The organism is Streptomyces sp. ISL-43, from assembly GCF_018614195.1.
Classification (GTDB): domain Bacteria; phylum Actinomycetota; class Actinomycetes; order Streptomycetales; family Streptomycetaceae; genus Streptomyces.
Window position 1 is genome coordinate 31142 of sequence record NZ_JAGGOT010000035.1, and the last position, 24401, is coordinate 55542.

The 24401-nt window shown below is 73.8% G+C and carries 21 protein-coding genes and 1 pseudogene; 11 read left to right on the forward strand and 11 right to left on the reverse strand.

Translation table 11 applies throughout. The features are described 5' to 3' along the window. Nucleotides 1–123 precede the first annotated feature (123 nt). A complete protein-coding gene (locus J7F03_RS21050; RefSeq protein WP_214951663.1) occupies nt 124–3687 on the forward strand; it encodes a bifunctional glycosyltransferase family 2 protein/CDP-glycerol:glycerophosphate glycerophosphotransferase in 3564 nt (1187 codons plus the stop codon). Nucleotides 3688–3809: 122 nt separating this feature from the next. Continuing rightward, a pseudogene (locus J7F03_RS21055) lies at nt 3810–4292 on the forward strand (VOC family protein). A 20-nt stretch (nt 4293–4312) separates the two neighbouring features. On the opposite strand, the gene J7F03_RS21060 reads toward J7F03_RS21055, so the two are convergent. After that, nucleotides 4313–5044 carry a Sir2 family NAD-dependent protein deacetylase gene (locus J7F03_RS21060; RefSeq protein ID WP_214951665.1) on the reverse strand — a complete coding sequence of 244 codons (732 nt, stop codon included), beginning with the start codon at nt 5042–5044 and terminating at the stop codon, nt 4313–4315. A 295-nt stretch (nt 5045–5339) separates the two neighbouring features. Between J7F03_RS21060 and J7F03_RS21065 the strand changes: the two genes are divergently transcribed. Then, nucleotides 5340–6233, forward strand: coding sequence for a GNAT family N-acetyltransferase (locus J7F03_RS21065; RefSeq protein WP_214951667.1), 894 nt, complete (start codon nt 5340–5342; stop codon nt 6231–6233). A gap of 120 nt (nt 6234–6353) precedes the next feature. Here J7F03_RS21065 and J7F03_RS21070 read toward each other — a convergent pair whose 3' ends face one another. The 3 genes from J7F03_RS21070 to J7F03_RS21080 form a co-directional block, all read right to left on the reverse strand. Continuing rightward, on the reverse strand, nt 6354–6809 hold the full coding sequence (locus tag J7F03_RS21070) for a subtilase-type protease inhibitor (protein WP_214951669.1): 456 nt from the start codon (nt 6807–6809) through the stop codon (nt 6354–6356). 189 nt (nt 6810–6998) lie between these two features. Beyond that, nucleotides 6999–7457 (reverse strand): Crp/Fnr family transcriptional regulator, encoded by a 459-nt coding sequence (locus J7F03_RS21075; RefSeq protein WP_214951672.1) that lies wholly within the window; start codon nt 7455–7457, stop codon nt 6999–7001. A gap of 86 nt (nt 7458–7543) precedes the next feature. Then, nucleotides 7544–7846: a hypothetical protein gene (locus J7F03_RS21080; protein ID WP_214951675.1), complete on the reverse strand. Its 303-nt coding sequence runs from the start codon at nt 7844–7846 to the stop codon at nt 7544–7546. A gap of 426 nt (nt 7847–8272) precedes the next feature. On the opposite strand from J7F03_RS21080, the gene J7F03_RS21085 reads away from it, so the two are divergent. Then, nucleotides 8273–11002 carry a DNRLRE domain-containing protein gene (locus J7F03_RS21085; RefSeq protein WP_214951677.1) on the forward strand — a complete coding sequence of 910 codons (2730 nt, stop codon included), beginning with the start codon at nt 8273–8275 and terminating at the stop codon, nt 11000–11002. Between the two features lie 119 nt (nt 11003–11121). Here J7F03_RS21085 and J7F03_RS21090 read toward each other — a convergent pair whose 3' ends face one another. Then, nucleotides 11122–11553 carry a DUF3224 domain-containing protein gene (locus J7F03_RS21090; protein ID WP_214951679.1) on the reverse strand — a complete coding sequence of 144 codons (432 nt, stop codon included), beginning with the start codon at nt 11551–11553 and terminating at the stop codon, nt 11122–11124. Between the two features lie 122 nt (nt 11554–11675). Here J7F03_RS21090 and J7F03_RS21095 point away from each other — a divergent pair, with 122 nt between their 5' ends. Further along, nucleotides 11676–12695, forward strand: coding sequence for a YafY family protein (locus J7F03_RS21095; RefSeq protein ID WP_214951891.1), 1020 nt, complete (start codon nt 11676–11678; stop codon nt 12693–12695). Between the two features lie 80 nt (nt 12696–12775). Beyond that, nucleotides 12776–14578, forward strand: a complete 1803-nt coding sequence (locus tag J7F03_RS21100; protein WP_214951681.1) for a hypothetical protein — start codon at nt 12776–12778, stop codon at nt 14576–14578. Here the strand turns inward: J7F03_RS21100 and J7F03_RS21105 are convergent. Both J7F03_RS21105 and J7F03_RS21110 read right to left on the reverse strand, forming a co-directional pair. After that, nucleotides 14575–14982: a S26 family signal peptidase gene (locus tag J7F03_RS21105; protein WP_251072234.1), complete on the reverse strand. Its 408-nt coding sequence runs from the start codon at nt 14980–14982 to the stop codon at nt 14575–14577. The two genes, J7F03_RS21100 and J7F03_RS21105, sit on opposite strands and share 4 nt — an antisense overlap. Before the next feature lie 69 nt (nt 14983–15051). Then, on the reverse strand, nt 15052–15660 hold the full coding sequence (locus J7F03_RS21110) for a hypothetical protein (protein WP_214951682.1): 609 nt from the start codon (nt 15658–15660) through the stop codon (nt 15052–15054). Nucleotides 15661–15774: 114 nt separating this feature from the next. Here J7F03_RS21110 and J7F03_RS21115 point away from each other — a divergent pair, with 114 nt between their 5' ends. Beyond that, nucleotides 15775–16128 (forward strand): hypothetical protein, encoded by a 354-nt coding sequence (locus J7F03_RS21115; RefSeq protein ID WP_251072235.1) that lies wholly within the window; start codon nt 15775–15777, stop codon nt 16126–16128. Here the strand turns inward: J7F03_RS21115 and J7F03_RS21120 are convergent. The 3 genes from J7F03_RS21120 to J7F03_RS21130 all read right to left on the reverse strand — a co-directional run bounded on the left by J7F03_RS21120 (nt 16095) and on the right by J7F03_RS21130 (nt 18113). Beyond that, the gene (locus J7F03_RS21120) at nt 16095–16640 is read right to left on the reverse strand and encodes an adenylate kinase (RefSeq protein ID WP_214951684.1); all 546 of its coding nucleotides are present in this window, start codon (nt 16638–16640) and stop codon (nt 16095–16097) included. The genes J7F03_RS21115 and J7F03_RS21120 overlap by 34 nt on opposite strands. 41 nt (nt 16641–16681) lie before the next feature. Beyond that, entirely contained in the window at nt 16682–17518 is an 837-nt protein-coding gene (locus J7F03_RS21125; protein ID WP_214951686.1) for a MerR family transcriptional regulator, read from the reverse strand. Nucleotides 17519–17591: 73 nt separating this feature from the next. Further along, nucleotides 17592–18113 carry a hypothetical protein gene (locus tag J7F03_RS21130; RefSeq protein WP_214951688.1) on the reverse strand — a complete coding sequence of 174 codons (522 nt, stop codon included), beginning with the start codon at nt 18111–18113 and terminating at the stop codon, nt 17592–17594. Nucleotides 18114–18816: 703 nt separating this feature from the next. Between J7F03_RS21130 and J7F03_RS21135 the strand changes: the two genes are divergently transcribed. Both J7F03_RS21135 and J7F03_RS42370 read left to right on the forward strand, forming a co-directional pair. Continuing rightward, on the forward strand, nt 18817–20076 hold the full coding sequence (locus J7F03_RS21135) for an MFS transporter (protein ID WP_214951690.1): 1260 nt from the start codon (nt 18817–18819) through the stop codon (nt 20074–20076). 402 nt (nt 20077–20478) lie between these two features. Then, complete coding sequence (locus J7F03_RS42370; protein WP_214951691.1) at nt 20479–21210, forward strand: peptidoglycan-binding protein; 732 nt, start codon at nt 20479–20481, stop codon at nt 21208–21210. A 54-nt stretch (nt 21211–21264) separates the two neighbouring features. Here J7F03_RS42370 and J7F03_RS21145 read toward each other — a convergent pair whose 3' ends face one another. After that, on the reverse strand, nt 21265–22008 hold the full coding sequence (locus J7F03_RS21145) for an SDR family NAD(P)-dependent oxidoreductase (RefSeq protein ID WP_214951693.1): 744 nt from the start codon (nt 22006–22008) through the stop codon (nt 21265–21267). A gap of 279 nt (nt 22009–22287) precedes the next feature. On the opposite strand from J7F03_RS21145, the gene J7F03_RS21150 reads away from it, so the two are divergent. Beyond that, the gene (locus tag J7F03_RS21150; protein ID WP_214951695.1) at nt 22288–23364 is read left to right on the forward strand and encodes an RNA ligase (ATP); all 1077 of its coding nucleotides are present in this window, start codon (nt 22288–22290) and stop codon (nt 23362–23364) included. Nucleotides 23365–23481: 117 nt separating this feature from the next. Next, nucleotides 23482–24084 (forward strand): HD domain-containing protein, encoded by a 603-nt coding sequence (locus tag J7F03_RS21155; protein ID WP_214951697.1) that lies wholly within the window; start codon nt 23482–23484, stop codon nt 24082–24084. The last annotated feature ends 317 nt before the right edge of the window (nt 24085–24401 follow it).

Genomic DNA, 24401 nt, shown 5'->3' on the forward strand with positions numbered 1-24401 from the left:
CCGTCCGCCCCGGCGGCTTCTTATATATGTCCGAGATGACCGATTTCTGTGATCTCGTTACAGAGTAGGATGCTGCAATCGGCTGATCATCACAATGTAAATACGCTGGAGAACTAGCCACCCATGCCCCCGCGCCTGAGTATCGTCGTCCCCGTCTACAACGTCGAGCTCTATCTCGACGAATGCCTGGAGTCCATCGCAGCGCAGACATTCGACGACTTCGAAGTCGTGCTCGTCGATGACGGTTCCACCGACGACAGTGCGGCACTGGCACAGGCTTTCGTCGACCGCGACGACCGCTTCCGGCTGGTTCTCCAGAAGAACGCGGGACTCGGGGCCGCCCGCAACGTCGGCGCCCGCCACATCACCCCGGGCACCGAGTACCTGGCCTTCGTCGACAGCGACGACACCATGCCGTCGTACGCGTACCAGCGGCTGATCGACGCCCTCGACGAGACCGGCTCCGACTTCGCCGCCGGCAACGTCAAGCGCTTCCGCTCCGTCGGCATGCAGCAGTCCTGGGGCCACCGCACGGCTTTCGCCAACACCAAGCTGAAGACCCACATCTCCAAGTTCCCGGCGCTGGTCACCGACCGCACCGCGTGGAACAAGGTCTACCGGCGCACCTTCTGGGACGAGCACGGCTTCCAGTACCCGGAGGGCATCCTCTACGAGGACGCCCCCGTCAGCATTCCCGCGCACTACTTCGCCGCCAGCGTCGACATCCTCAGTGAGTGCGTCTACCACTGGCGCGTCCGCGAGACCGGCGAGCGCTCCATCACCCAGCGCTCCACCGACCCGGTCTCGGTCATCGACCGGGTGGCCTCCGTACGCCTGGTGCGAGAGGCGCTCCAGAGCAAGCAGGGTGCCGCGTACGCCCGCTACCTGCGCGAGTACGACCGCAACGTGCTGAGCGAGGAACTCCCGCTCATCTACAAGTACGTGGCCGAGGCCGGCCCCGACTTCCGCGCGGCCTTCACCAAGGAGGTCGGCGGCCTCATCCGGGAGATCGGCACCGGGCCCTGGTCCGACCTCACCGTCGCCGACCGGCTCAAGGCCTACCTCGCCGCAGAGGGCAGGATCGAGGAGTTCATCGCCCTCTTCCGCCACCAGCGCGACTTCACCTACAGCGTGCCCGCGAAGGGACTGGCCCGCCCGCAGGCCGACTACCCCTTCCTCAAGGCACCCGTCCCCGCGAAGGTCCTCACCCTCGGCCCGCGCGAACGCCGCGTCGTCAGCCGCCTGGAGGAGGCCCACTGGGCCGACGGCAAGCTGATGCTGCGCGGCTACGCCCTGCCCGGGCACCTTGGTGCCGAGAGCCGCCTCGGCTCGCGCAAGGCGCTGATCTTCCGCGAGAACGGCAAGCGCCGCCGGACCGTCGTCACCACCCGTACGGTCGCCTCCCCGATGGCCACCGTGAACTCCCCGCACCTCGCGCTGCGTCACGCCGACTGGGCCGGTTTCACCGCAGTCGTCGACCCCACCGTCTTCCAGACGGGCGGCAAGTGGAACGAAGGCGAATGGAGCACTTCCGTCGCCGTCACCGGCGCCGGCGGTCTGCACCGCGCCCGGCTCCGGGGCGGTGAGCACGACAGCGGACAGAATCCGCCCGCGCACTGGGTCGCCCCGGACGTACGGATCGTCCCGAGCGCCGTGGGCTCCCTCACCGTGCAGGTGGAGATCGTCCGCGCCCGCGCCCTGGACGTCCGCCCGTCCGGTGACGACGCCGTCGAGGTGACGGGCGAGCTCGCCGCCGAGGTCGGCGCCGGTGCCACCCTGCGCGCCGTGCACGTCTCCACCGGATCCGTGCTCACCTTCCCGATGGAGACCTCCGCCGCCGTCGCCGGCGGCCGGATCCCCTTCACCGCGCGCGTGCCGCTGGCCGGCCTCGCCGCCGTCCCGGACGCCCCGTGCGAGCCGGGCGACTGGACCCCCGAGCCGTGGAGCCTGTCCGTCGTCGGCGCCGGGGGCACCGACCACCGGCTGGCGCACGACGAGCGCGGCGGGTTCGCCGGCCTGGTCGTCCCCCTGCCCGGCGAGGATGCCGACCGGGTCCTGTTCGTCAAGCGCGGCAACACGGGACACCTCACCCTCTCGGTGCAGTTCTCGCCGCCGCTGGTCGACACCGTCGAGGCCAAGGACGGCGCCCTGACGATCCGGGGCCGCTTCGTCGCGCCCGTCCACGAGCCTTACGAGCTGGTCCTGCACGACTCCTTCGGCCTCGAGTTCAGCTACCCCGTCAGCCGTGACGGCGACGCCTTCGAAGCCTCCTTCGAGCCTGTGCTCGCGGACGGCTACGCCGGCCGCACCGCGCTGCCGCAGGGCCGCTGGTGGACCACCATGCGCCCCGCCTCCCAGGGCGGGGCCACCGCGGGCCTGGTCGGCGTCGACCGCGGCGTACCGCTGCAGTTCGCGCCCACCGCCCTGCACTCGGGACCCCACGCCGTCACGGCGCGGGGCCGCCGGATACGCGTCGAGTCCCGTCTCTACGACCGCCTCGCGCTGATCGCCGACCCGCTGATCAGCCCGCACGACCGCTCGCACTACGCGCAGCGGATCGCGCGCGACGTGACGTACCCGGCGCAGAGCGCCCTCCCGGTCAAAAACATCGTCGTCTACGACACCTTCCGGGGTCACGGCGCCGGCGACTCGCCCCGCGCCATCCACGAGGAGCTGGTGCGCCGCGGCGAGAAGCTGGACCACGTCTGGCTGGTGCGCGACGGCCGCGCCGAGGTCCCGGCGACCGCGCGCGCGGTCCAGTACGACAGCCTCGAATCGTGGGACGTGCTCGCCCGGGCCCGCTACTACGTGGTCAACGACAGCGTTCCGCTCGCCTTCCGGCGCCGTCCCGGGCAGACCGTCGTACAGACGTGGCACGGCACGCCGCTGAAGCAGATCGGCCACGACTTCATGCACGACTACTACACCAGCCCCGAGGTGCTGGAGGCGCTGGAGCACGACAGCGCCCAGTGGTCGCTGCTCGCCTCCCCGGGCTCGTACGCCACGCCCGTCCTCAAGCGGGCGCTCGGCTACGACGGCGAGGTCATCGAGTCCGGCAGCCCGCGTACGGACGCGCTGCTGCGGCCCGACCCCGAGCGGATCGCGGAGATCCGCTCGCGGCTCGGCCTGCCGGAAGGCAAGAAGGTCGTCCTGTACATGCCCACGTGGCGGGAGAACCGCCTGGGCTGGACGGTCGCCTCCGGCTACCGGCTCGACCTGCGGATCGACCTCGACGCGACCCGCCGCGAGCTCGGGGAGGATCACGTCCTGCTCGTCCGCGGGCACCACAAGGTCACCGAGCAGGTCCGCGAAGGCGTCCGCGACGGCTTCGTCAAGGACGTGTCGCGCTGGCCCGACCCCACCGATCTGCTGCTCGTCGCCGACGTCCTGATCTCGGACTACTCCTCCGCGATCTTCGACTTCGTCCACACCGACCGGCCGATCCTGCTCTTCACGTACGACCTGGAGCACTACCGCGACACGCTGCGCGGCTTCACCTTCGACTTGGAGAAGAAGGCCCCCGGCCCGCTGCTCAGGGACTCGGCGAGCCTGATCGAGGCCGTACGGAACGCGGACGCGGTGGGCGCGGAGTACGCGCGGGCGCGGACGGCGTTCCGCGAGGAGTTCTGCGACCTGGACGACGGCCACGCCGCCGAGCGGGTCGTCGACCGCATGCTCGACATGTAGCCCACAGGAGTGCGATCCAGACCGGATGAAGACCGGCCCCGGCCCCGCCGATGAGTTTCGGGGCCGGGGCCGGTCTTCATGTACGGGACGCGATCCCGCACACACGCACTCTGGAGGCAGTCATGGCGAGCAACGGATTCACCACGTGTCTGTGGTTCGACGGCCAGGCGGAAGCCGCCGCCGACTACTACCTGTCGGTCTTCAAGGACGGCAAGCTCGGCCGCGTCGGCCGCTACACCGAGGCGGGCCCCGGCCCGGAGGGCGAGGTCCTGGTCGTCGAGTTCGAGATCAACGGACAGAAGTTCGTCGGCCTCAACGGCGGCCCGGAATTCACCTTCTCCGAGGCCGTCTCCTTCCAGATCCACTGCGCCGACGAAGCGGAGGCGGACTACTACTACGCCACGCTGACGAGCAACGGCGGCGCGGAATCCGCCTGCGGCTGGGTCAAGGACAAGTTCGGGTTGGCCCGGTAGGTCATCCCGCCGGGTGCCATCGAGCTGATCAGCGACCCGGACCCGAAGCGCGCCGCCCGGGCCACCGAGGCCATGATGAAGATGAAGAAGCTGGACGTGGCCGAGATGCGGCGCGCGGCCGACGCGGCGTAGCAGCCGAGAACGTGGTCGGCCTAGGATTCCGCGCCGATCCGGGCCAGGAGCGCCGGCAGGGCCGTGCCGATCGGCTCGCGGATCACCTCGTCGGCGAGGGAGTCGTACGGGGTCTCCTGCGCGTTCACGATGATCAGGCGGGCCCCGGCCTCCGCGGCCATACCGGCCAGCGAGGCCGCGGGCTGTACCTGGAGCGTCGACCCGACGGCCACGAAGACCCGGCACCCCTTGGCGATGGCGACGGCCTGCACCAGCACCTCGGGGTCCAGCCGCTGGCCGAACATCACGGTCGCCGCCTTGAGGATCCCGCCGCACGCGAGGCAGGCGGGATCCTGCGATCCGGCGGCGACCCGGACCAGCGCCTCGTCCATCCCCGACCGGGCACCACAGGCCGTACACACCACGGCCCGCGCCGTGCCGTGCAGCTCGAACACCTTGCGCGCGGGCATCCCGGCGAGCTGGTGCAGCCCGTCCACGTTCTGCGTGAGCACCCGCACCGGCGTCCCGCCGCGCTCCAGCTCGGCCACGGCGAGGTGCGCGGAGTTCGGCCGCGCCCCGAGGGCCGCGATCTCCGCCCGCATCAGCCAGGACCGGCGCCGGATCTCCGGATCGGCCATGTAGTACTCGTAGGTCACGAGCTTCTCGGCGTCGGGCGCCCGCCGCCACAGCCCCTGCGGGCCCCGGTAGTCGGGGATCCCGGAATCGGTCGACATCCCGGCCCCGCTGAACACTGCGACGAGTGGCTTTCCCATGCGCCGACTCTAAGGAGCGCGTACGCCCCGCCGCGATCGAATTGATCCCGTACCGGCTCCCACGTCGATCCCGTACCGGCTCCCACATCGATCCCGTACCGGCTCACGCGCCGCGCGGAAAACCATGCGCTGCCACGGAGGTACGGGTGTGGTGGCGCGACGGCGAACCCCTGCTGGTGACCGCCCGGGCAGGTGAGCGATGTGCACCGGGAGGCCGATCCCGGTGCGTTCGCCGCCTCCTGACGGCCGGTCAGGCCCGGCTGCGCACCTCCCGAGCATCTGGTACAACACCGACATGACGGGATCGACTGGATTCGAGATCAACGGCGCGAGCGCCGCCGACCTGGCGCTGATCCGGGACTGGGCCGACGAGGAGGGCTGGAACCCGGGGGACTCCGACCGGTTCGCGTTCGCCGTCGCCGATCCGGACGGCTTCCTCGTCGGGCGGCTCGGCGGGGAGCCCGTGGCCTGTGTCTCGGCCGTGCGCTACGGCGCGGGCTTCGGCTTCCTCGGCTTCTACATCGCCCGGCCCGCCGTACGCGGGCAGGGCTACGGCATCCGGATGTGGCGGGCCGCCATGGAACGGCTCGACGGGCGGCTCGTCGGGCTGGACGGGGTGGTGGAGCAGCAGGACAACTACCGCAAGTCCGGTTTCCGGCCGGCCTGGAACAACGTCCGCCACGAGGGCGTGCCGCGCGCCGGGGCTCGGGCGGGCGGGCTGCAGCCGGGGGCTCCGGCGGGCGGGCTGGAGCCCGGGGTGGAGATCGTGGACGCCGCCACGCTGCCCTTCGGGCAACTCGCCGCCTATGACCGGCATTTCTTCCCCGCACCGCGCGAGGCCTTCCTCGCCGCCTGGGTCGGGCTGCCGGGCCGCACCGCCCTCGCCGCCGTCCGGGACGGCCGGATCGAGGGACTCGGCGTCATCCGGCCCTGCAGTGCCGCGTCCCGCGTCGGCCCGCTCTACGCCGCCACCCCGGCCCTCGCGGCCGCCCTGCTGCTCCGTCTCGCGGAGCACTCCCCGGACGGCACGGTCTGCCTCGACGTGCCGGACGCCAACCCGCGAGCCACCGCCCTGGCAGCCGGCCTGGGCCTGTCGGCGACCTTCGAGACCGCCCGGATGTACACCGGCGAGGAGCCTGACATCGACCTGACCGGCATGTACGCGGTCGCCAGCCTGGAACTGGGCTGACGCCGCGGGGTGTCGCCCCGGCGACGGGGGCGGGCCCCCAGTGCCGGGGCGGGCCCGGGCCGGACGGCGGTCGCACGGCGCCGCCCGGCCCGGGGTGGCCCCACTGGCTGGGGCGGGTGCTCAGATGCCGAACAGCACGCCGATGCTGTTCCGCAGCCCGCACGGGTTGGCGTAGGTGTACGAGTAGCTCAGGCGCCGGCCCTGCCACACCCCGTCGGCCGTCACCGTGACGGGGTCCCACTCGCGGGTACACGCCGCGTCCGAGCGGGGCTCGGCCAGGGCGTCCAACTCCGGCCCGTTGGCCCGTAATTCGGCACAGGCCGCGGCCGGAGCCGGGTGATTTCCGCCCGGCCGGGGCGCGCAGACGAGGGTGACCGCGCGCAGCACCGTACCGCTCGCGGCGTCGTCCCCGCCCGTGACGCTCAGGACGAGCGCGGACGGTGCGTACAGGCTGTCGGTGCCCGCCGGTGCGGCGCCTGCCGTGCCGGCCGCGCCGGAGACGGCCAGCACGGTGAGGGCGGCGAGCCCGGCGGCGGCCAGCGAAAGCCCCGCGGGACTCCTGGTGATGGATCGCATGGCGAACACTCCTCGCGTCGTTGCGTCGGATAACGGACGCGAGTCTTGCCCATGCGGAACCGGAACGCCCGTTCGCACCTCTACTTTTCGTCACCGAACGCACACGCATGACCGCAGACCGCAGCGGTGGGCGGGCGCTGACCTGTGGGGGAGCGGCCGGTGGAATCGGCCGAACACCCCCGCCTCGGGTCAGCTCGCGGCGGCGTGCGGGGCGAACCGGTCCAGGAGGCGGGTGCGGGTCTGCTGCAGCCGTAGCGCGAGGACCCGGCCGACCCAGTGGCCGATGGCGGACCCGAAGGCCGGATCGGCGTCCATGAGCATCCGTACGGTCGTGGCGTCGAACTCGTAGGCGCGGACCGGTGTCATCGCCTCGGCGCTCAGCTGCCACACGTACGGCGGGAACAGCCATGACCAGCCCACCAGCTCGCCGGGGCCCAGGCTTTCGATGGAGGTGGGCCGGCGGCCGGGTACCGGGATCTCCAGGGTCACCGTGCCCGAGCGTACGATCCAGAAGGACTCTGCCCGGGTGCCCTCGTCGAAGATCCGCGCACCCTCGCGGAAATTGACCTCACGGGCGTGGGACATCAGCCGTCCGCGGTATTCGGTGGACAGGACGGCGGCGATCCGGATGGGGGAAGGTGTGCTCACGACGGCCTCCGATCGGGACCCCCCGTTACCACCAGTGTCGCTGAAGCCGGGCCGATCGGACCCCGGCTCCCGGAAGCGGTGTGTCCTCAGTCCTCCGCGTTGGCCTCGAGGCAGGCCAGCTCCATCGCGTCGAGAACGGCCTCGTGGCTGCGCCGGCTCAGTTCGGAGACGTTCTCGATCTGGGCCGTCGCCCAGGACGCCAGGGTCATCACCAGCACGCGCAGCCCGTCGGTGCCGAACTCGGCGAGGATCGCGTCGGCGGTGAGCATCGCCTCCTCGGGGACCCGCTCCGGCGGTTCGAGGCCCGCGAGGCCGCGCAGCAGGGCCAGGGTGCGGCGGGATACCTCCGGGGTCATCCTCGCCAGCCGCTGGTCTTCTTCGTCGTCCATCACGCCCCCACCCTCCGGTCCCGTGCCTGTGCCCGCGCCCGGCCCCGTACGTGTATCCGTCACCGGGTCCGCCCCCACAGGCACGGTAGAGGGACTGGGCCCCGGGCGGGGCGGCAATCGCGAGAACCGGCAAGATCCGGCAAGATCCGAAGGGTGCGGCCTACCCGTCCGGTACCTCCGGGGGGTGAGCCGCCTCCGCTTCCGGCTTCCGGTGCCGGCCTTCCCTTCCGGCTCCCTCTCCACCTTCCGCCGGTGCAATTTCGCATCTGATACGTCAAGTGTGATGAACGGAGCCGGGATTCCCCCTAAGGTGCGCCCGTAGTCACGGCCATGGACGGCTGTACGCCTGTTCTCGGCCACACCGCGATCCGTGCGCGGCCCCGCGCAGTACCGATGCGGTGGGGCGCGCACCGAACTGGGGGGTTCATGCGTAGATCCAGAGGGCCGGCGGCCGCGCTCGCCCTGTCCCTGGCCGCCACCGGCGCCGCCGTCGGCCTCGGCCTCGTCGAGGAGGCCGCCGCGATCACCCCGCCGGTGGCCTTCACCGCCGACGCGCTGCCCACATGGCAGGCCAACGGCGTCGTGTGGGCCCTCGCCGAGGCGGGCGGCCAGGTCTTCGTCGGCGGCACCTTCTCCGCCGTCCGCCCGCCCGAGGGTGCCGCGGGCAGCGAACGGCCGGCGGTGAACTTCGCGACGCTCGACGCCGCGACCGGCGCCCCGACCTCCTGCGAGCTGTCCTTCACCGTGGGCACCCGCACGGCCACCGTGCGCGCGCTCGTCCTCTCGCCGGACAAGAAGACCCTCTACGCCGGCGGCTACTTCGGCGCCGTCAACGGAACCCCCGTCTCCAGCCTCGCCGCCATCGACGTGGCGACCTGCAGCGTGAAGACCGGCTTCCGCCCGGCCTTCGCCGCCACCGTCCGCGCCCTCGCGGTCACCGGCGACACCGTGTACGCGGGCGGCGACTTCCTCACCGTCTCCGGGCAGCAGCGCGAGCGCTCCGCCGCCGTGGACGCGACCGACGGCACACTGAAGCCCTTCACCGCCCATGCCGACGAGCCCGTCCGCGCCGTCGAGGTCACCCCGGACGGTGCGCACGTCCTGCTGGGCGGGGACTTCTTCACCGTGGGCGGTGCGAACACCCACGCACTCGCCGTCGTCGACGCGACGAGCGGCGCCCTCACCAAGGCCTACCCGGGGTTCATCACGACCAATTCGGTGGTCAAGGACATAGCCACCGACGCGACCGGCTTCTACACCGCGAACGAGGGCACGGGCGGCGGCGTCTTCGACGGCCGGATCGCGCTAGAGCTCTCCGACTTCGGCCAGCGCTGGCGCGACACCTGCCTCGGCGCCACGCAGGCCGTGCTCCCGTACCAGAACGTCCTCTACAGCGCCTCGCACGCGCACGACTGCGCCAGCGTCGGCGAGTTCCCCGACGGGCAGCGCCACCACCTGCTGGCCCAGCCGACCACGAGCGTCGGCAAGCTGGGCTGGGCGCCCGACACCAATGACGGCATCGCGGAAAGCATCGGCCCGCGGGTGATGGCGGTCGGCTCCAAGGCGGGCGTCCAATACCTCTGGGTCGGCGGGGAGTTCACCACCGTCAACGGAGCGGCGCAGCAGAGCCTGACGCGTTTCGCCTCCACCGGCGACACGGGCGCGCCCACCGTCCCGCTCGCGAGCGCCGTCAGCTACAAGCCGGGTGCCGTACAGGTGCGTTGGCGAACCAGCCTGGACCTGGACGATGGCACGCTCACGTACAGGATCTACCGCAACGGCTCGGCCACGCCGATCGCCACGGTCGCCGCGGACTCGCTGTTCTTCCGCCGCCCGCAGGCCTCCTGGACCGACACCACGGTCACCCCCGGCCAGTCGTACACCTACCGCGTGACCGCGACCGACGCGGCCGGCAACACCAGCGCGCTGTCCGCGACGGCGAGCGTGACGGCGGTGAGCTCCGTCGACGCGTACCCGAACGCGGTCCGCGCGGACGGGGCCCAGCTGTTCTGGCGCTACGACGAGTCGGCCCCGCCCTTCGCCGCGGATTCCTCCGACGCCAACCAGAGCGGCGTGCACCTGAACACTCCGGCCCTGCGCCGCACGCCCGGCGCGGTCTCGGGCGCGAGCACGGCCATCGGTTTCAACGGCACGGACACCCAGGTGTACGGGGACCGCCGCCAGACGGTCGGCAACACCTACAGCATCGAGACCTGGTTCAAGACGGGCACGACCCGGGGCGGAAAGCTGCTCGGGTTCGGCAGCAACCAGTCGCGCACCAGCGAGCAGTACGACAAGCACGTCTACATGACCAACGACGGACGGCTGGTCTACGGCGTCTACACGGGCGCCACCCGCACGATCACGACCGCCGCCGCGTACAACGACAACCAGTGGCACCACGTCGTCGCGACCCAGGGCGCGGGCGGCATGACCCTGTACGTGGACGGTGTCCGGAAGGGCACGCTGAACGTCACCACGAACGAGAACTTCACCGGGTACTGGCACGCGGGCGGGGACAACCTCACCGCCTGGCCGGACCGCCCGACGAGCGACTACTGGGCGGGCGAGCTCGACGAGACCGCCGTCTACCCGAACGTCCTGAGCGCGGCCCAGGTGCAGAACCACCACGCCCTGGCCTCCGCCCCGGCCGACTCGGTCGTCGAGGTCGCCGCCGCGGAGGACGCCTACGCCAACGCGGGCGCACCGGGCACCAACTACGGCACGTCCGGCTCGCTCGCGGTGCGCGGAAGCTCCTTCTACGGCAGCTACCTGCGCTTCGACCTGCCCGCCGCGCCCCCGGGCACGGTGCTGAAGTCGGCCACGCTCGGCGTGAAGACCAGCACCATGAGCGGCGCCGGCACGGCCGACACCGTCTCGGTGCTCCCGATCACCGGCTCGTGGACGGAGGCCGGGACCACGTACGACAACCGGCCCGCGCTCGGTGGCCCGGCGCTCGGCACCTTCGCGGGGATCCCGGACGGCTCGGCGGTCCACACCACCGGCCTGGACGCGGCCGCCGTCGCGGGGGCGCTCGGCAGCGCGTACGGCCTGGCGCTGAGCAGCACCGGCACCGACGCCCTGTGGCTGTGGTCCTCGGAGGCCCAGGCCAACGAGGGGACGCCACGGCTGACGCTCACCTTCGGCGCGCCGTGACAGCGGGCGGGCGCAGCGGCAGACCGTTGCGTCCGCCCGTCCGCCTGCCTGCCCGCCCGTCCGCCTGCCTGCCCGTCGCGCCGCTGCCGGGACGGATCGGCGCGGACCACCGGCAGGACCTACGGGAGGTCGTAGGAGAAGGCGTACTCCACCGACGTGTCGCCGTGGCGGTAGACGAAGGAGCCCGAGCCGGTGAGGCCGGCCAGCTCGGCCGTGGCCGATCCGGGGACCACCTCGAAGCCGCAGCGGGTGCCGGTGGCGTCGAAAGTGCCGCGTTCTTCCAGGACGAAGCTGCCCTTGCGGCCGCCGACGGTGCCGGTGACCAGTTCCATGCCGGTGAAGGTGCCGGTGCTCTCGCCCGTGTAGACGATCGCGTACGAGCACGACGTCTCCGGGGCGGTGACGACGCCGGTGAAGGCGTTCGTGACCGTCGCGCGGGCCAGGCGGGGGAAGGGCGCTTCGGTGGGACCGACCGGGTGTTCCTCCCAGTTCTCGAACGTGAAGCCGCCGGAGGCCTCTGTGGCTGCGGATGTGGGCGCGGGCGTGGACATGGGAGCTCCTGGGTCGGGTCGGACGGGTCGGGCTCGCGTGCTGGTCGGCCCGCTCGCCCTGTCGGGAACAGCCTGTCCGGCATACCTGACATCCCCTGTCAGGTATGCCGGACAATGACGGGATGCGCGCCGACCGGCTCCTCTCCCTGCTCCTGCTGCTCCAGAACCGCGGCCGGATGACCGCCCCCGAGCTCGCCGCCGAGCTGGAGGTCTCCGTCCGGACCGTCTACCGCGACATCGACGCCCTCGGGGCTTCGGGGGTGCCCGTGCACGCCGACCGGGGGCCGGCCGGCGGATTCCGGCTCATGGACGGCTACCGCACCCGCCTGACCGGCCTGACCGACGCCCAGGCCGGCTCCCTGTTCCTCGCCGGCGCCCCCGGCCCCGCGCGGGACCTCGGCCTCGGCGCCGATCTCGCCGCCGCCCAGCTGAAGCTCCAGGCCGCCCTCCCCGCCGAACTCGCCGACCGGGCCCGGCAGATCCAGCAGCGCTTCCACCTCGACGCCCCCGCGTGGTTCCGCGACGCCGACCCCGTCCCGCACCTCGGTACGATCGCCCGGGCGGTCTGGGACCAGCGGATCCTGCGCGCCCACTACCGCCGCTGGGGCGGCGAGGTCCACCGCGAACTGTGGCCGCTCGGCCTCGTCCTCAAGGGCGGCATCTGGTACCTCGTGGCGAGGGCCGAGGCGAGGGCCGAGGCACGGGGCGAAGAGACGGCCGGTGCGCGGGCAGCCGATGCGCGGGCCGGCGTGCGGACCTACCGGGTGGGGCGGTTCCTCGACGTCGACAGCCTCGCCGAGCGCTTCGAACGGCCCGCCGGCTTCGAACTCGCCGCGTACTGGGAGCAGTCCGCCCGCCGCCTGGAGGCGGCCATGCGCAGGCAGACCGCCGTCGTACGGCTCTCCCCGCGCGCCCGCCGCCTGCTGCCGATGCAGTTCGGCGCGGCGGGCGTCCGCGCCCTCGCCTCCGCCGGCCCGCCCGACGCGGACGGCTGGGCACGGGCCGAACTCGACGTCGAGTCCGAGGCCGTGGCCGTCGGCGACCTGCTCCGCCTCGGTACGGAGGCCGAGGTGCTCGGCCCGCCGGAACTGCGCCGGGCCCTCGCGCGGGCGGTCGCGGAGCTGGCCGAGCGCTACCGCTGAGAAACCGGTTTGCGCCGGGCCGGGCCGCCCGGTGATCATCCACGGATGACGATGCGAAAGGGCGTACCGCGCCCGGGGCCGTGAGCCCCCGACCGCCGGGTCCCGCGGACCCGGCCGACTGTGTGGACGCCTGGCTGGAAGAAGCCCGGCGCGACCGTAAGGGCACGGCCTACTGGGCGGCGCGGAGTGCGGTCTTCGACGCCGTAGGCCGTGACGGCGAAGGCCCCGCGGCGAGACGGCTCGCCTCCTTGACGACCCACACGCGTGGCGACGTACGACTGCGAGTGCTCAGGCTGCTCACCGACCTGGCGTCCGTCGCCACCGACCCGACGGCGGCGGCCGGGACCGCGCTGCCCCTGCTGTCCGACCCCGACGAGCCCGTACGCCGCGCCGCCGCCTGGCTGCTCGCCGCGACGGACCGGGAGCGGGCCGAGGAACTCCTGACCGCCCCGGCGGACGGCCCCGACGCGCCCGGCCCCGTCGCGCGCCTCGCGCTCGCCGAGGCCCTGCTCGTGGCGGGCGGGGACGGCCTCCGCGACCGGCTGCGCACCGACCCCGACCCGGGTATCAGACTGCGCGCAGCCCCGGCTCCCGACGGCGACGCGGTCCTCGCGGACCTCGACGCCGCCGGAACCCGGATCGGCGGGCCCGGCGGTCGGCTGGAGTGGCGGATCGGCACCGTGTGGGGGCTCCAGGCGCGGCGCTCCGACGCCGAGGACACCTGCTACGCGCAGGTCGCCGCGCTCGCGGTCCGGCCGACGGCGGCGGCCCGGCTCGCGGCCGTCGACATGGCGGGGGTGGCGCTGCGGAACTGGCGGGCGGCCCCGGAGGCCCTCGTACCGCACCTGCGGCCGCTGCTGGCGGACCCCTGGGCGGGGCCGGCGGCCGTGCGCGTGGTCGGGGCCTCGCTGGAGGCCACCCGGCTGTGCCGGGAGGAGCTGGCGGAGCCGGGCCCCGTACGGGGCGACACGGCCACGCTGGCGCTCGCCCGGACCGGGGACGTACGGGCGCTGCCGGAGCTGTGCCGGATGGTTCGGGAGGGGCGCTGCGGGCCGGCGTCGGCGGAGGCCGCCGAGGGGCTGGCCGGCGTACCCGGTGTGGACCTCGCCCCGCTCGTCGCGGCGGCCGTGGCCGCCCTCGACGGGCGCGGGGTGGACGACGCCGGCTCGTCGCTCGCCGTACTGAGCGCGTGCGGAGCGGCCGCGGCCCCCGCCGTGCCCGTGCTCGTCCGGCTGCTGGAGGGCCTGCGGGGCGACGGCTCGGACAACCGGAGGGCGAGCCGGCTGGCTGCCGTTCTCGGCGCCATCGGCACGGCGGCGGCTCCCGCCCTGCCCCTGCTCGACGCGCTGGCCGCGAACGGGCAGGGCGTCCGGGGAGGCCACACCCCCATGGCCCTGATCCGGATCTCCGGGGACCGGCGGCGGGCGGAAGAGGTCCTCGCGGGGGTGGATGAACGGCCGCGCGGCATCGCGGTGGCCGCCCGCCTGCTGGAGTGGCTGGCCGAACACGGCGGACTGGAGCCGCACCACGTGGCCTGCCTCCGGGAGAAGACCGCCGACGGTGCCCGGGCGCACCCGCGCATGATCGGCACCCTGTGGCAGCACGCGGGGGAGGAGCCGACCGGCCCGGCCCTCGACGCGTTCCTGGACAACGTCGGGCGCGACGGCCTCGGCTTGTACGTCTGCCGGGTCCTGACCGCTGTGGGTCCCGCGGCGGCCGTAGCCGCGGCGGCGCTGCGGGCGGCGACGGAGCAGCGCGTCCGCACCCCCATGTACGTCGGTGACGAGGACCAGGAGATGCGGGAGGACGAGCGGCTGGCCGGGGCCGTAAGGGAAACCCTGCGGCGGATCGGTCAGTCCGGCCAGGCCGGTCAGTTCGGCTAGGTCGCACAGTTCGGCTGGGCCGGTCCGGGCGTCGCGGGCGTGGGCGTCCCGGTCGGCCCGGCCGCGCGGACCTTGGCCGCCGCGCCGGGGCGGGGTACGCCCTCCACCGTGACGCAGATGCCGAAGACGCGGTCGCGGCTCGTCCAGCCGTTGACGTGGCCCCGGTTGTTGCCGATCTGGACCCGGTGGCGCGGGGCGTCCACCGCCGTCACCAGGTGGAGGTACACGGTGCCGGACACCCGGGCCAGGACGATGTCCCCGGGCTCCAGCAGGGCGGGTTCGGCCGGGGCGACGCGGACCCGCTGCCGGCTGTGGACGAGCGGGACCATCGACGTTCCCGTAGGCCGGAACTCCACCGTCGCGCCCGCGCGGACGCGGTCCGCCTGTACATCGAGCATGCCCATCGGGCGAGTGTGCCCCGGCGCCGGCGTGCGGAGGTACCGGTTTTCGGCTGCCGGGGCAGGGAGCCCGCGTCAGGGAACCGGCGGCGGCTCGACCTCCAGGAAGCGGCGGCGGCGCGGGCCGCGGTACAACAGGCAGACCCAGCCGAGCGGTTCGAGCGCCGCCGCGCAGGCGGTCAGGCGCTCCTGCTCCTCCTCGGCCGCTCCGCCGCCCGGCGGGCCGAGCCAGGTCACCTCCACCCGGCCGGCTCCGGACGCGGCCTGGCCCACCCGGTATCCGGTCCGCGTGCGTGGGGCCCGCGGGTCCGGCGGGTCCGGCGGATCCTGCGGGTTCCGCGGGTTCTGCGGGTTCTGCGGGTTCTGCGGGTTCTGCGGGTCCACGGGGATCTGCGGGTCCGCCGGGTCCTGCCGGTCCGCCGGGTCCTGCCGGTCCTTTTCGGGGTTCTGCGGATCCTGCGCCGACGCGGGGATGCCCGCCGCCTCCAGTACGAGCGCCACCGCGCGCGGCATCAGGCGCAGCTCCCACGGCGCGGGAACCGTGGTCCCCGCCGGTCCGTTGACCAGGCGGCGGATCTGCAACAGGCCCTCGTAGGCGGTACGGAGCTCCGCCGCCCGCCCCGCCGCGGGTGGCGACGGGCCGTCGCCGCTCGCCGGTTCGAAGCCCTGCCCGGGTGTCGTCACTGGCCGCCGCCCCCTCATCCGTCCACGTCCACGTCCGCGTCTGAGTACCTCACACCCAACGGCCTGAGTATCCGCCCCGATTCCCCGGACCGCCCCCGCTGATCGAATGGGGGCATGACCTCCGAAGCCCCCTCCGCGATCGCGATCGCCACGGCCACCGCCACCGCGCGCACCGCGAACCGTCCGCGCGTGCAGCAGCACGTGAGCACCGCCGGTACGGCGCTGGCCGTGGCCCTGGTTCCGCTCGTGGTCGGGGTCCTGGTCGCCAAGGGGCTCGCGGCCGACCCGCACGCACCCGTCAACGCCCTGATCACCGGCGGCGGCCAGCGCGCCGGGCTGCCCCGGGCCGAGTGGCGCCGGCGCGGGCACGCCACGATGCGCCGGCTGCGCTCGGCCCGCCGGGGCACCGTACGCGGCACCGTCCGGGGCTGCGCCTACGTCTGCGGCCGGCGCCCGGCCGCCCGCTGAGCCCGCAGCCAGGCGTCGGCGGCCCGCGGGGAGCGCAGCCGCACCACCCGTAGCGGGGTGAACCGCGCGTCGCCGGCCCGCCGGCCGATCTCCGCGCGCCGGGACGCGTACCGCGACCAGGCCCACCACGCGGGGTGGTCGGGGCGCAGCCACTCCCGCCACCGCTCCCGGTTGCCGCCGAACAGCCGCTCCCGCAGCAGACTGCGGCGCAGCGAGCGCAGCAGGACCCGGCGCATGACCACGCGGCGCGGATGGTCCAGCCACACCACGGTGTCGGCCCGCCGCCACAGGAGGTCGCGTACGGCCTGGGGCCCGGCGGAGTCGAGGATCCACCGCTCGCCCTCCGCGATCCGGGCCGCGTCCGCGGCGTAGGACGGGCTGACGGCCCACCCCGGCCCGGTGAAGTGGAGGGCGTCCATCTCCTGGTACGGCAGCCCGAGCCGCCGTCCCAGCCCCCGGGCCAGGGTGGACTTGCCGGCCCCGCTGATGCCGACGACGAGTACGCGCTGCATCAGCGGAGCCTAAGGGGTGTTCCGGAGCCCGGACGGAGAACTCAGACGCCGAGCGGTTCCTGGAGCTCGGTGACCCACTGGTCGCGGTCCTCGGGGCAGGCCAGGGTCAGCTCGCGCGCGTACCCGGACGAACGCTCCCCGTTCGCGTCGATCCACTGGGCCAGGACTTGCGCGGTCGGCAGTACGGAGTCCATCGAACCCCGGTGCACGACCGTCGCGGCCCGCTCGACGGCCGGCAGCACGACGATCCGTACGTCACCCCCGAGGTCCTCGGCCCGCACCGAGGCGGCCACCGGCAGCCCCGCGTGGACCAGGACGGCGCCCGGCCGCTCCGCGTCGCCGGCGTCCTCGTAGTAGGCGACGCCCGGAGCGGTCGGCGTCACCCCGGCCTCCTCGATGCGGCGGCACAGCTCGTCGTACAGCGGGCCGATGACCGGGCTGATGTCCTGGGGCTCGTAGCTCCCCGCGATCGCGCTCAGTTCGGCGAGCCGGACGGGCGGAAGGCTCTTCACGACGATGTCGATGGAAGGCATGGTCCCCTCGTTCTCAATGGTCCGGAGCCTCGACTCGACCTGGGTCAGCCGGGCCGCCGCGGCGGCCATGGCCGACTCCAGTTCCGCCTGCCGCAGCCGCAGCATGCCGCGCAGCTCCTCCGCGCCCACCAGCTCGTCGAGTATCGAGCCCACCTGTTCCAGGCTGAAGCCGAGCTCTTTGAGCGCGATGACGCGGTTGAGGCGGGCGAGCTGCCCTGCCTCGTAGTAGCGGTAGCCGCTGACGGGGTCGACACGGGCCGGGCGCAGCAGTCCGAGGGCGTCGTAGTGACGCAGCATCCGGACCGATACCCGGCCGTGCTTGGCGAAGTCTCCGATGATGAACATGACGCCTTCCAGTGGAGGGCCTGACACGGTGTGAGGGTCAAGCCCGACCAGAATATGAGGACATCGGTCCAGGTCAGCGGCCACCTGACTGGCGGATGCACAGATCGACGACGGACGGCGGCATGGTGCCTTCCGCGGCCGCGCACAGCTCGTCCAGGCGCGGCGGCTGGGCCGGCAGCCGCCCGGGCCGGGCGGGCGCGGACTGGGGCGGGCGCGCCCGGCGCGGCGCCGCCGGCTTCGCGTGGCGGTCGGTGGCCGGCCGGGGCGCCTTGGCGGCGTGCCGGCCGGGGTCGCGGTCCCCGCCGTGGTCCCGGTCCTGGTCCTGGCCGGCGCCGGGAGCCCCCGGGAGCGTGCCGAGGGGCAGCGGTTCGCCGGGCAGCCCGTGCGGATCGGGGACGCCGGCGGCGGCCGGACGGGTCCCGCCGGGCCTACCGGAACCGTCGGGTGATGCGGGTGATTCGGGTGATTCCGGCGCGTCGACGGGCGGTACGGCGCCACGCGCGGGCACGTCGGGGACGCGCGGGCCGACCGATACGCAGCCGGCGCTCGCGAGGAGTGCGACGAGGGAGAGGGGCAGGACCCGGCGTAACTGCATCGGACCACCATGCCCCACGGGTCGGACGGCCGGATCCCGTGCTCACGCGTGCGGGTGGGAGTGCTGCGGATCGGCGGCGGATGCGGAGCCGGTCCGATCGGATTTGATCGGATCCGATCGGATCCGGAGGGGGCCGGGGCGGTCCTGAGCGGAGCGGCGGCGGGCGGAACGTTCCGGAGCCGTTGCCGAAACGGTTCGGCACGGCCACCCGGATCGTTTCCGCCACCACCGGAGGTTTCACCGGTCCGGGAGGGCCCGTGCGTGGACAGGGGTGGACCGGACGGGTAATTCCGGACAAGGTTCGGGACGGAGACGACGGCGCGGGTGCCGGGGGAGGCGCGACCCCTGGCGTCCGGCGCCGCCGTGCGGGTCCGCGGACCGGCTCGTCCGACGGCCCGCCCGTCGGGCGGGAGCGGTGTGCGGGCCCCTTCACCCACCTGCCCGCCCACCCGCCCGTACGGAGTCGCGATCCATGCCTGAAGCCGCCGCGCCCGGCAACCGCCAGCCCGAACCTGCCCCAGGCGACCGGGTCCCTGCCCCTGCGCCTGCCCCTGGCCCAGGGCAGGCCCCCCTCTCTGGCAAGGCCTCCGAGCAGGTCCCTGCCCTGGCCTCCGAGCCGATCCGCGAGCCCGGTCCCGCTCCGGACCCCGCCCCCGCGCCCGCTTCCGATGGGGCGGTCGCCGGGTGGAAGGGCTGGGGCGCCGTGTGCGCCGTCGCGCTCGGGATCTTCTGCCTCATCACCTCCGAACTGCTGCCGGTAGGGCTGCTCACCCCCGTCGGCGACGATCTCGGCGTGTCCGACGGCACCGCCGGGCTGATGGTCACCGTGCCCGGGCTGGTCGCCGGGTTCTGCGCGCCGCTCGTCACCGTGGGCGCCGGCCGGCTCGACCGGCGGTTCGTACTGGTCGGGCTGATCGCGCTGATGGCCGCCGCGAACCTGGTCGCCGCCCTCGCCCCGGGCTTCGCGGTGCTCCTCGCGGCGCGGCTGCTCGTCGGGGTCGGCGTCGGCGGTTTCTGGGCCATAGCCGGCGGACTCGCCGTACGCCTCGTCCCCGAGCGCCACGTCGGCCGGGCCACCGCGCTCGTCTTCGGCGGTGTCCCCACCGCCTCCGTGCTCGGTGTCCCCGCCGGGACCCTGCTCGGCGAACTCGGCGGCTGGCGCTTCGCCTTCGCGGCCGTCGGCGGACTCGGACTCCTCACGCTGGCTGCCCTGCTCCTGCTGTTGCCCGCGCTGCCGCCGACCCGCCACACCACCTTCGCCCAACTCCCCGCCCTGCTCCGGAGCAACCGTGGGGTCCGGGCCGGAGTAACCGTCACCTTCCTGGTGGTGGCGGGGCAGTTCGCCGCCTACACGTTCGTACGGCCGATCCTGCAGGAGGTGTCGGGCATCGACGTGCGCTTCGTCAGCACCCTCCTCCTGGGGTACGGGCTCGCGGGCGTGGCGGGCAACTTCCTGGCGGGCGCGCGCGACCCGCACCGTACGCTGCTCGCGGTCGGGGCCTTCCTCGCCGTGATCCTCGCACTGATCGCCAACGTGCCCGGGACGGTCGCGGGCACGGTGCTGCTGTTGGCCTGGGGCCTGGTGTACGGCGGGGTGTCGGTGAGTCTCCAGAGTTGGATGATCAAGGCCGCCCCGGACGAGCCGGAGGCCGCCTCCTCGCTGATGGTCGCGATGTTCAACCTGGCCATCGCCGCCGGTGCGCTGTCCGGCGGCCTCGCGGTCGACGGGATCTCCGTGTCCGCCGCACCGTTGACCGGGGCGGTGCTGATGGCCCTGGCGGCCGTCACCGCATGGGTCGCCTCCACGGCGGGAAGCGCCCGGGCGCGGGCGCGGGTGCAGGTGCGAGGAGGGGCCCACGCCCACAAGCCCGCGCGGGCGGACGGGAGCCCGCGGGCCGGCGCCGCGCCGGGAGGGGCCGGTGCGCAGACCGCCCCGGAGACCTCCGGGGCCGACCACCGGTAGGTCATGGGGGAGGAGTTGAGCGTCCGTTATGCGGACCGTCGGCCGCGATCGGCCTTGCGGAGGAGCCGGCCCCGGGGGACGGTTTGGCCGAAGTCGTCATGTACACATAGGGCGGATGGGATGCATCGGACATCAGGCTTGACCTGGGGCATCCCCGGGGGAAAGAGTGCGCCGGGCGAGTACCACCGTCCGGACCGGCGTCCCATCGCCCGAGCGGCAAGCGCCACCGCATGAGCCGCCCGCCGGCCCCGTCGTACTGGCCGCCGGTACCGGAACGGTCCTGGCCGCCCGGCGGCGCAGGGCCTGACCGGCCGGGTACGGGGGCCGACACCGCACCGCCGCGCCGGCCCCCGTACCCGCCGGGAGACAACCGTGTCCCCTGACCCCGATGAGAGTGGGATCGTGCCCGACGACGATCGCTTGCTCGTACGCCCCTACGTCGCCCCCTCGGGCCTGCCGTCCGGGTCGACGGCTCCCGCCTGGCCCGAGGAGTCCGGGCGGGTCTCCGTGCCGACACGCTTCGGGCCGCCCGCCGCCGTGCCCGAGCCTCCTCGCGTCCCGCCGCCGGCGTCCTCACCCGTGCCCCCGGCCCGACCCGGTGCCGACCGGCGCGCCGGATTCGCGTTCGCCTGGCTCGCCCTGCTCGCACTCGGCGCGGCGGGCGTCCTCGCGCTCCTCCTGCTCGGCCCGGAGCAGGAGGAGCCGCCGCGGGCCGTGGCCCTGCCCGACCTGTCCGTGCCGATGCTTCCCGTGCGCAGCCCGGGAGCGGGCGAGGATCCTTCGCCGGCCGCGGAGTCCGTACGGCCGGTCGAGCCCCCGGCGCCGTCCACGACTGCCCCGGCGGTGCCCGCTCCGCAGGCGAGCGCGAGCCGGGACCCGAAGCCGTCGGCTCCCGCGGGCACGCAGCCGCCGGAAGAGGCCGGGACCCTGCGTCCGGGGGACCGCGGCGCCGAGGTGCGCGCCCTGCAGGAACGGCTCTACGCGCAGGGGTTCACGTACGTCTCGGTCACCGGGGTCTACGACGGGCACACCCGGCGCGGTGTCACCCAGCTCCAGCAGCACCGGAGCATCAAGGGCGACCCGCAGGGCATCTACGGTCCGGCCACGCGGGCGGCCTTCCCGATCGACGGCTGAACACCGGCAGGGCGAGAAGCACCCCCAGGGCCGTCCGACTTGCCGGCTACCGCACTAGCGTCCGCCGGCGACGCGGAGGACGGTCCCGGTCGTGTACGCGGCGTCCGCGGAGAGCAGCCAGGCGATGGCCGCGGCGACCTCGGCGGGCAGCCCGGCCCGTCCGAGCGGGATCTCGGCGGCCGCGAGCGCCGGGCGGTCGGGGTCGCCCATGGCGGCGTGCATGTCGGTCTCGATGATGCCGGGCGCCACGGCGTTGACCCGGATCCCGTCCGGGCCGAGCTCCTTGGCCAGGCCCAGGGTCAGGGTGTCGGTGGCCGCCTTGGTGGCGGCGTAGTGGACGTAGCGGCCGGGGCTGCCGAGAGTGGCGGCCGCGGAGGAGACGTTGACGATCGCCCCGCCGCCGGAGCGGGCCATGTCCTGGGCGGCCCGGCGGCAGCAGAGCAGGTACCCGAAGAGGTTCACGTCCAGCACCCGGCGCAGGTCCTCGGTGCTGGTGTCGGCGAGCCGGCCCGGGGTGCCGGTCACCCCGGCGTTGTTGACCAGGCCGGTCACCGCGCCGAACTCGGCTCCGGCGATGTCGAAGAGCCGCTCGACGCCGCACTCCTCGGAGGTGTCGCCGCGCACGCTCACGCACCGGGCGCCGGCCGCGCGCACGCGCTCGGCGGTGGCCTTGGCGGCAGTTTCGTCGCGGAGGTAGCCGAGCACGATGTCGTGCCCGTCGGCGGCGAGCCGGACGCATGTGGCGGCGCCGATGCCGCGGCTGCCTCCGGTGACGACGGTGACCGGACGACGTGACATATGAGCCTCCTGTGTGACGCAGTACCCATGTCGTGCCCACGCCCATGATCACGGCGTCCGCGCGCGGCGAGTACGGTGGGGCCCGCTCGCCCCCCTGGCCCCGATCGCCTCGGCTGCGGCAGAGGCCGTTGCAGAGGCCGTTGTGGACCATCGAAGAGCCGCCGAGCAGGCGGGACCGCCGCCGCAGGCTAACACCGTGAATAAGCGCTGGACCAGTGGAAATGCGGGGTCGCAGAGTGACCTGCGAGACCTGACGCCCGTCATTCGAGGAGTACCGCCATGTCGACCCTGAGGGTCACCGCCGAAGAGATCTCCGTCCATCCACACCCGAACGCCGATGCCTTGGAGCTGGCGCAGGTGGGCCTCTACCGGGCCGTCGTCGCCAAGGGCGTCTACCGCACCGGGGACTTCGCCCTCTACGTACCCGAACAGTCCGTGCTGCCCGCCGGTTTGATCGAGGAGCTCGGCTTGACCGGCCGTCTCGCCGGCGGCGACGCGAACCGGGTCAAGGCCGTCCGGCTGCGCGGCGAGCTGTCGCAGGGCCTGGTCTGCCGGCCGCGCGCACTGGCCGACGTGGACCTCGTCCTGGCGGCCAAGGAGGGTACGGACTTCTCCGAGTCGCTCGGCATCACCAAATGGTCCCCGCCCGTCCCGACCACCATGGACGGGGAGGTGGAGGCCGCCGCCGAGCTGCTCCCGTGGGTGGACATCGAGAACCTCCAGCGCTACCCGGGCATCTTCGAGCCCGGCGAGCCCGTCGTCCTCACGGAGAAACTGCACGGAACCGCCTGCCTGTTGACCTATGTCGCCGAGGACGGCCGGGTGCTCGTCTCCTCCAAGGGCTTCGGATCCAAGGGGCTGGCGCTCCGGGAGGACGAACGCAACCTCTACTGGCGGGCCGCACGCGGCCACGGCGTGCCCGAGGCCGCCGCCCGGCTGGCCGAGCGGGTCGGGGCGACCAGGGTCGGGATCTTCGCCGAGGTGTACGGCAAGGGAGTTCAGGACCTGGCCTACGGGACCGACGTGCGGACGGCCGAAACGCCGCCCGGGTACGCCGTATTCGACGTCTCCGCCGAGATCGACGGACAAGTGCGGTGGCTGGACCCGGCACAGGTCTTCGTCGATGGTGAACTGCCCCTGGTTCCCCGGCTGTTCGAGGGTGCCTACGACCTGGACATGGTTCTGGAGTGGGCGAGCGGTCGGGAGACCGTGTCCGGCCGGGGCATGCACCTGCGCGAGGGTGTCGTCATCCGGCCGGCGGCAGAGCGCTACAGCCCGGTGGTCGGCGGACGCGCCATCGCGAAGGCGGTCAGCCCCGCGTACCTGACGCGCAAGGGCGGTACGGAGTACGAGTGAGGGCGGGCCGGGGGCGTCGCCTCCGCGCGGGCGTTGCTTCCACGCGGGTCGTCGTGCGGGTACGGGGGCTGCCGCGCGGGTACGGGCGCGCCGCGGTGCCCGGGTTAGTCTGGCCGGATGCCCCGATCCGACCTCCTCTCCCGCGCGCTCGACGCCCCGGCCGACCTGCCGTTGCGCCCTCTCCCCGGAGTCGTATCCACACTGCTGCGCGATCTCGCCGCGCCGCCCAGGCTCGCGGCGCATCTGCGGCTCGTGCACGATGTGGGGTGTGAACTGGCCGACTGGTTCACGGAGTTCCACCCGGCGGTGTCCTTCGACCGCGACGCCGTGCTGTTCGGCGCGGCCACCCACGACATCGGCAAGGCCGTGCACACCGCCGAACTCGAAGGCCCCGGCTCCGCGCACGAGCCGGCCGGCCGGGACCTGCTCCTCGCACACGGCTTCCCCCCGGCGCCGGCCCGCTTCGCCGCCACCCACGCAGCCTGGGCGGCGGATGGGGTGGGCATCGAGGAGCTGCTGGTCAGCGCCGCCGACAAGGTGTGGAAGGGCGCGCGGGTCGCCGACCTGGAAGACCTCCTGATCGACCACCTCGTCCGGGCCGCGCCGCCCGGCACCGAGCGCTGGGCGGTGTACCTCGAACTCGACGAGCTGCTGGGCCGTCTCGCCGATGGCGCGGATGCCCGGCTGGCCTTCCAAGCCGCGCACCCCGTCCACGCCTGACCGGCCGCGCACGCGCCTGACCGCTGGCCGGCCGCCTGTTGGGTCCGGCGCGGGAACCGGCCGGATCAGGCGGGTTCCCGCGCTTCAGAGGCTGCCGCTGGATGCCGGTCAGCAGTTCGTCGAACGACTCCTCGTCGAAGAGCGCGCCGCGGGAACGCGGCCGGACTCTGCGGCGCCTCCTCGATGCCCGCGTACGGCGTGACCGCGGCCCGCTCGCCGTACGCCGGATCCCGCTCGCCGCAGCCGGTCAGCAGCGGCCCCGGCAGATCGGCGGCCACGGTCGTGGTCGCCAGTCCCGCACTCTTCACCCGCGCGAT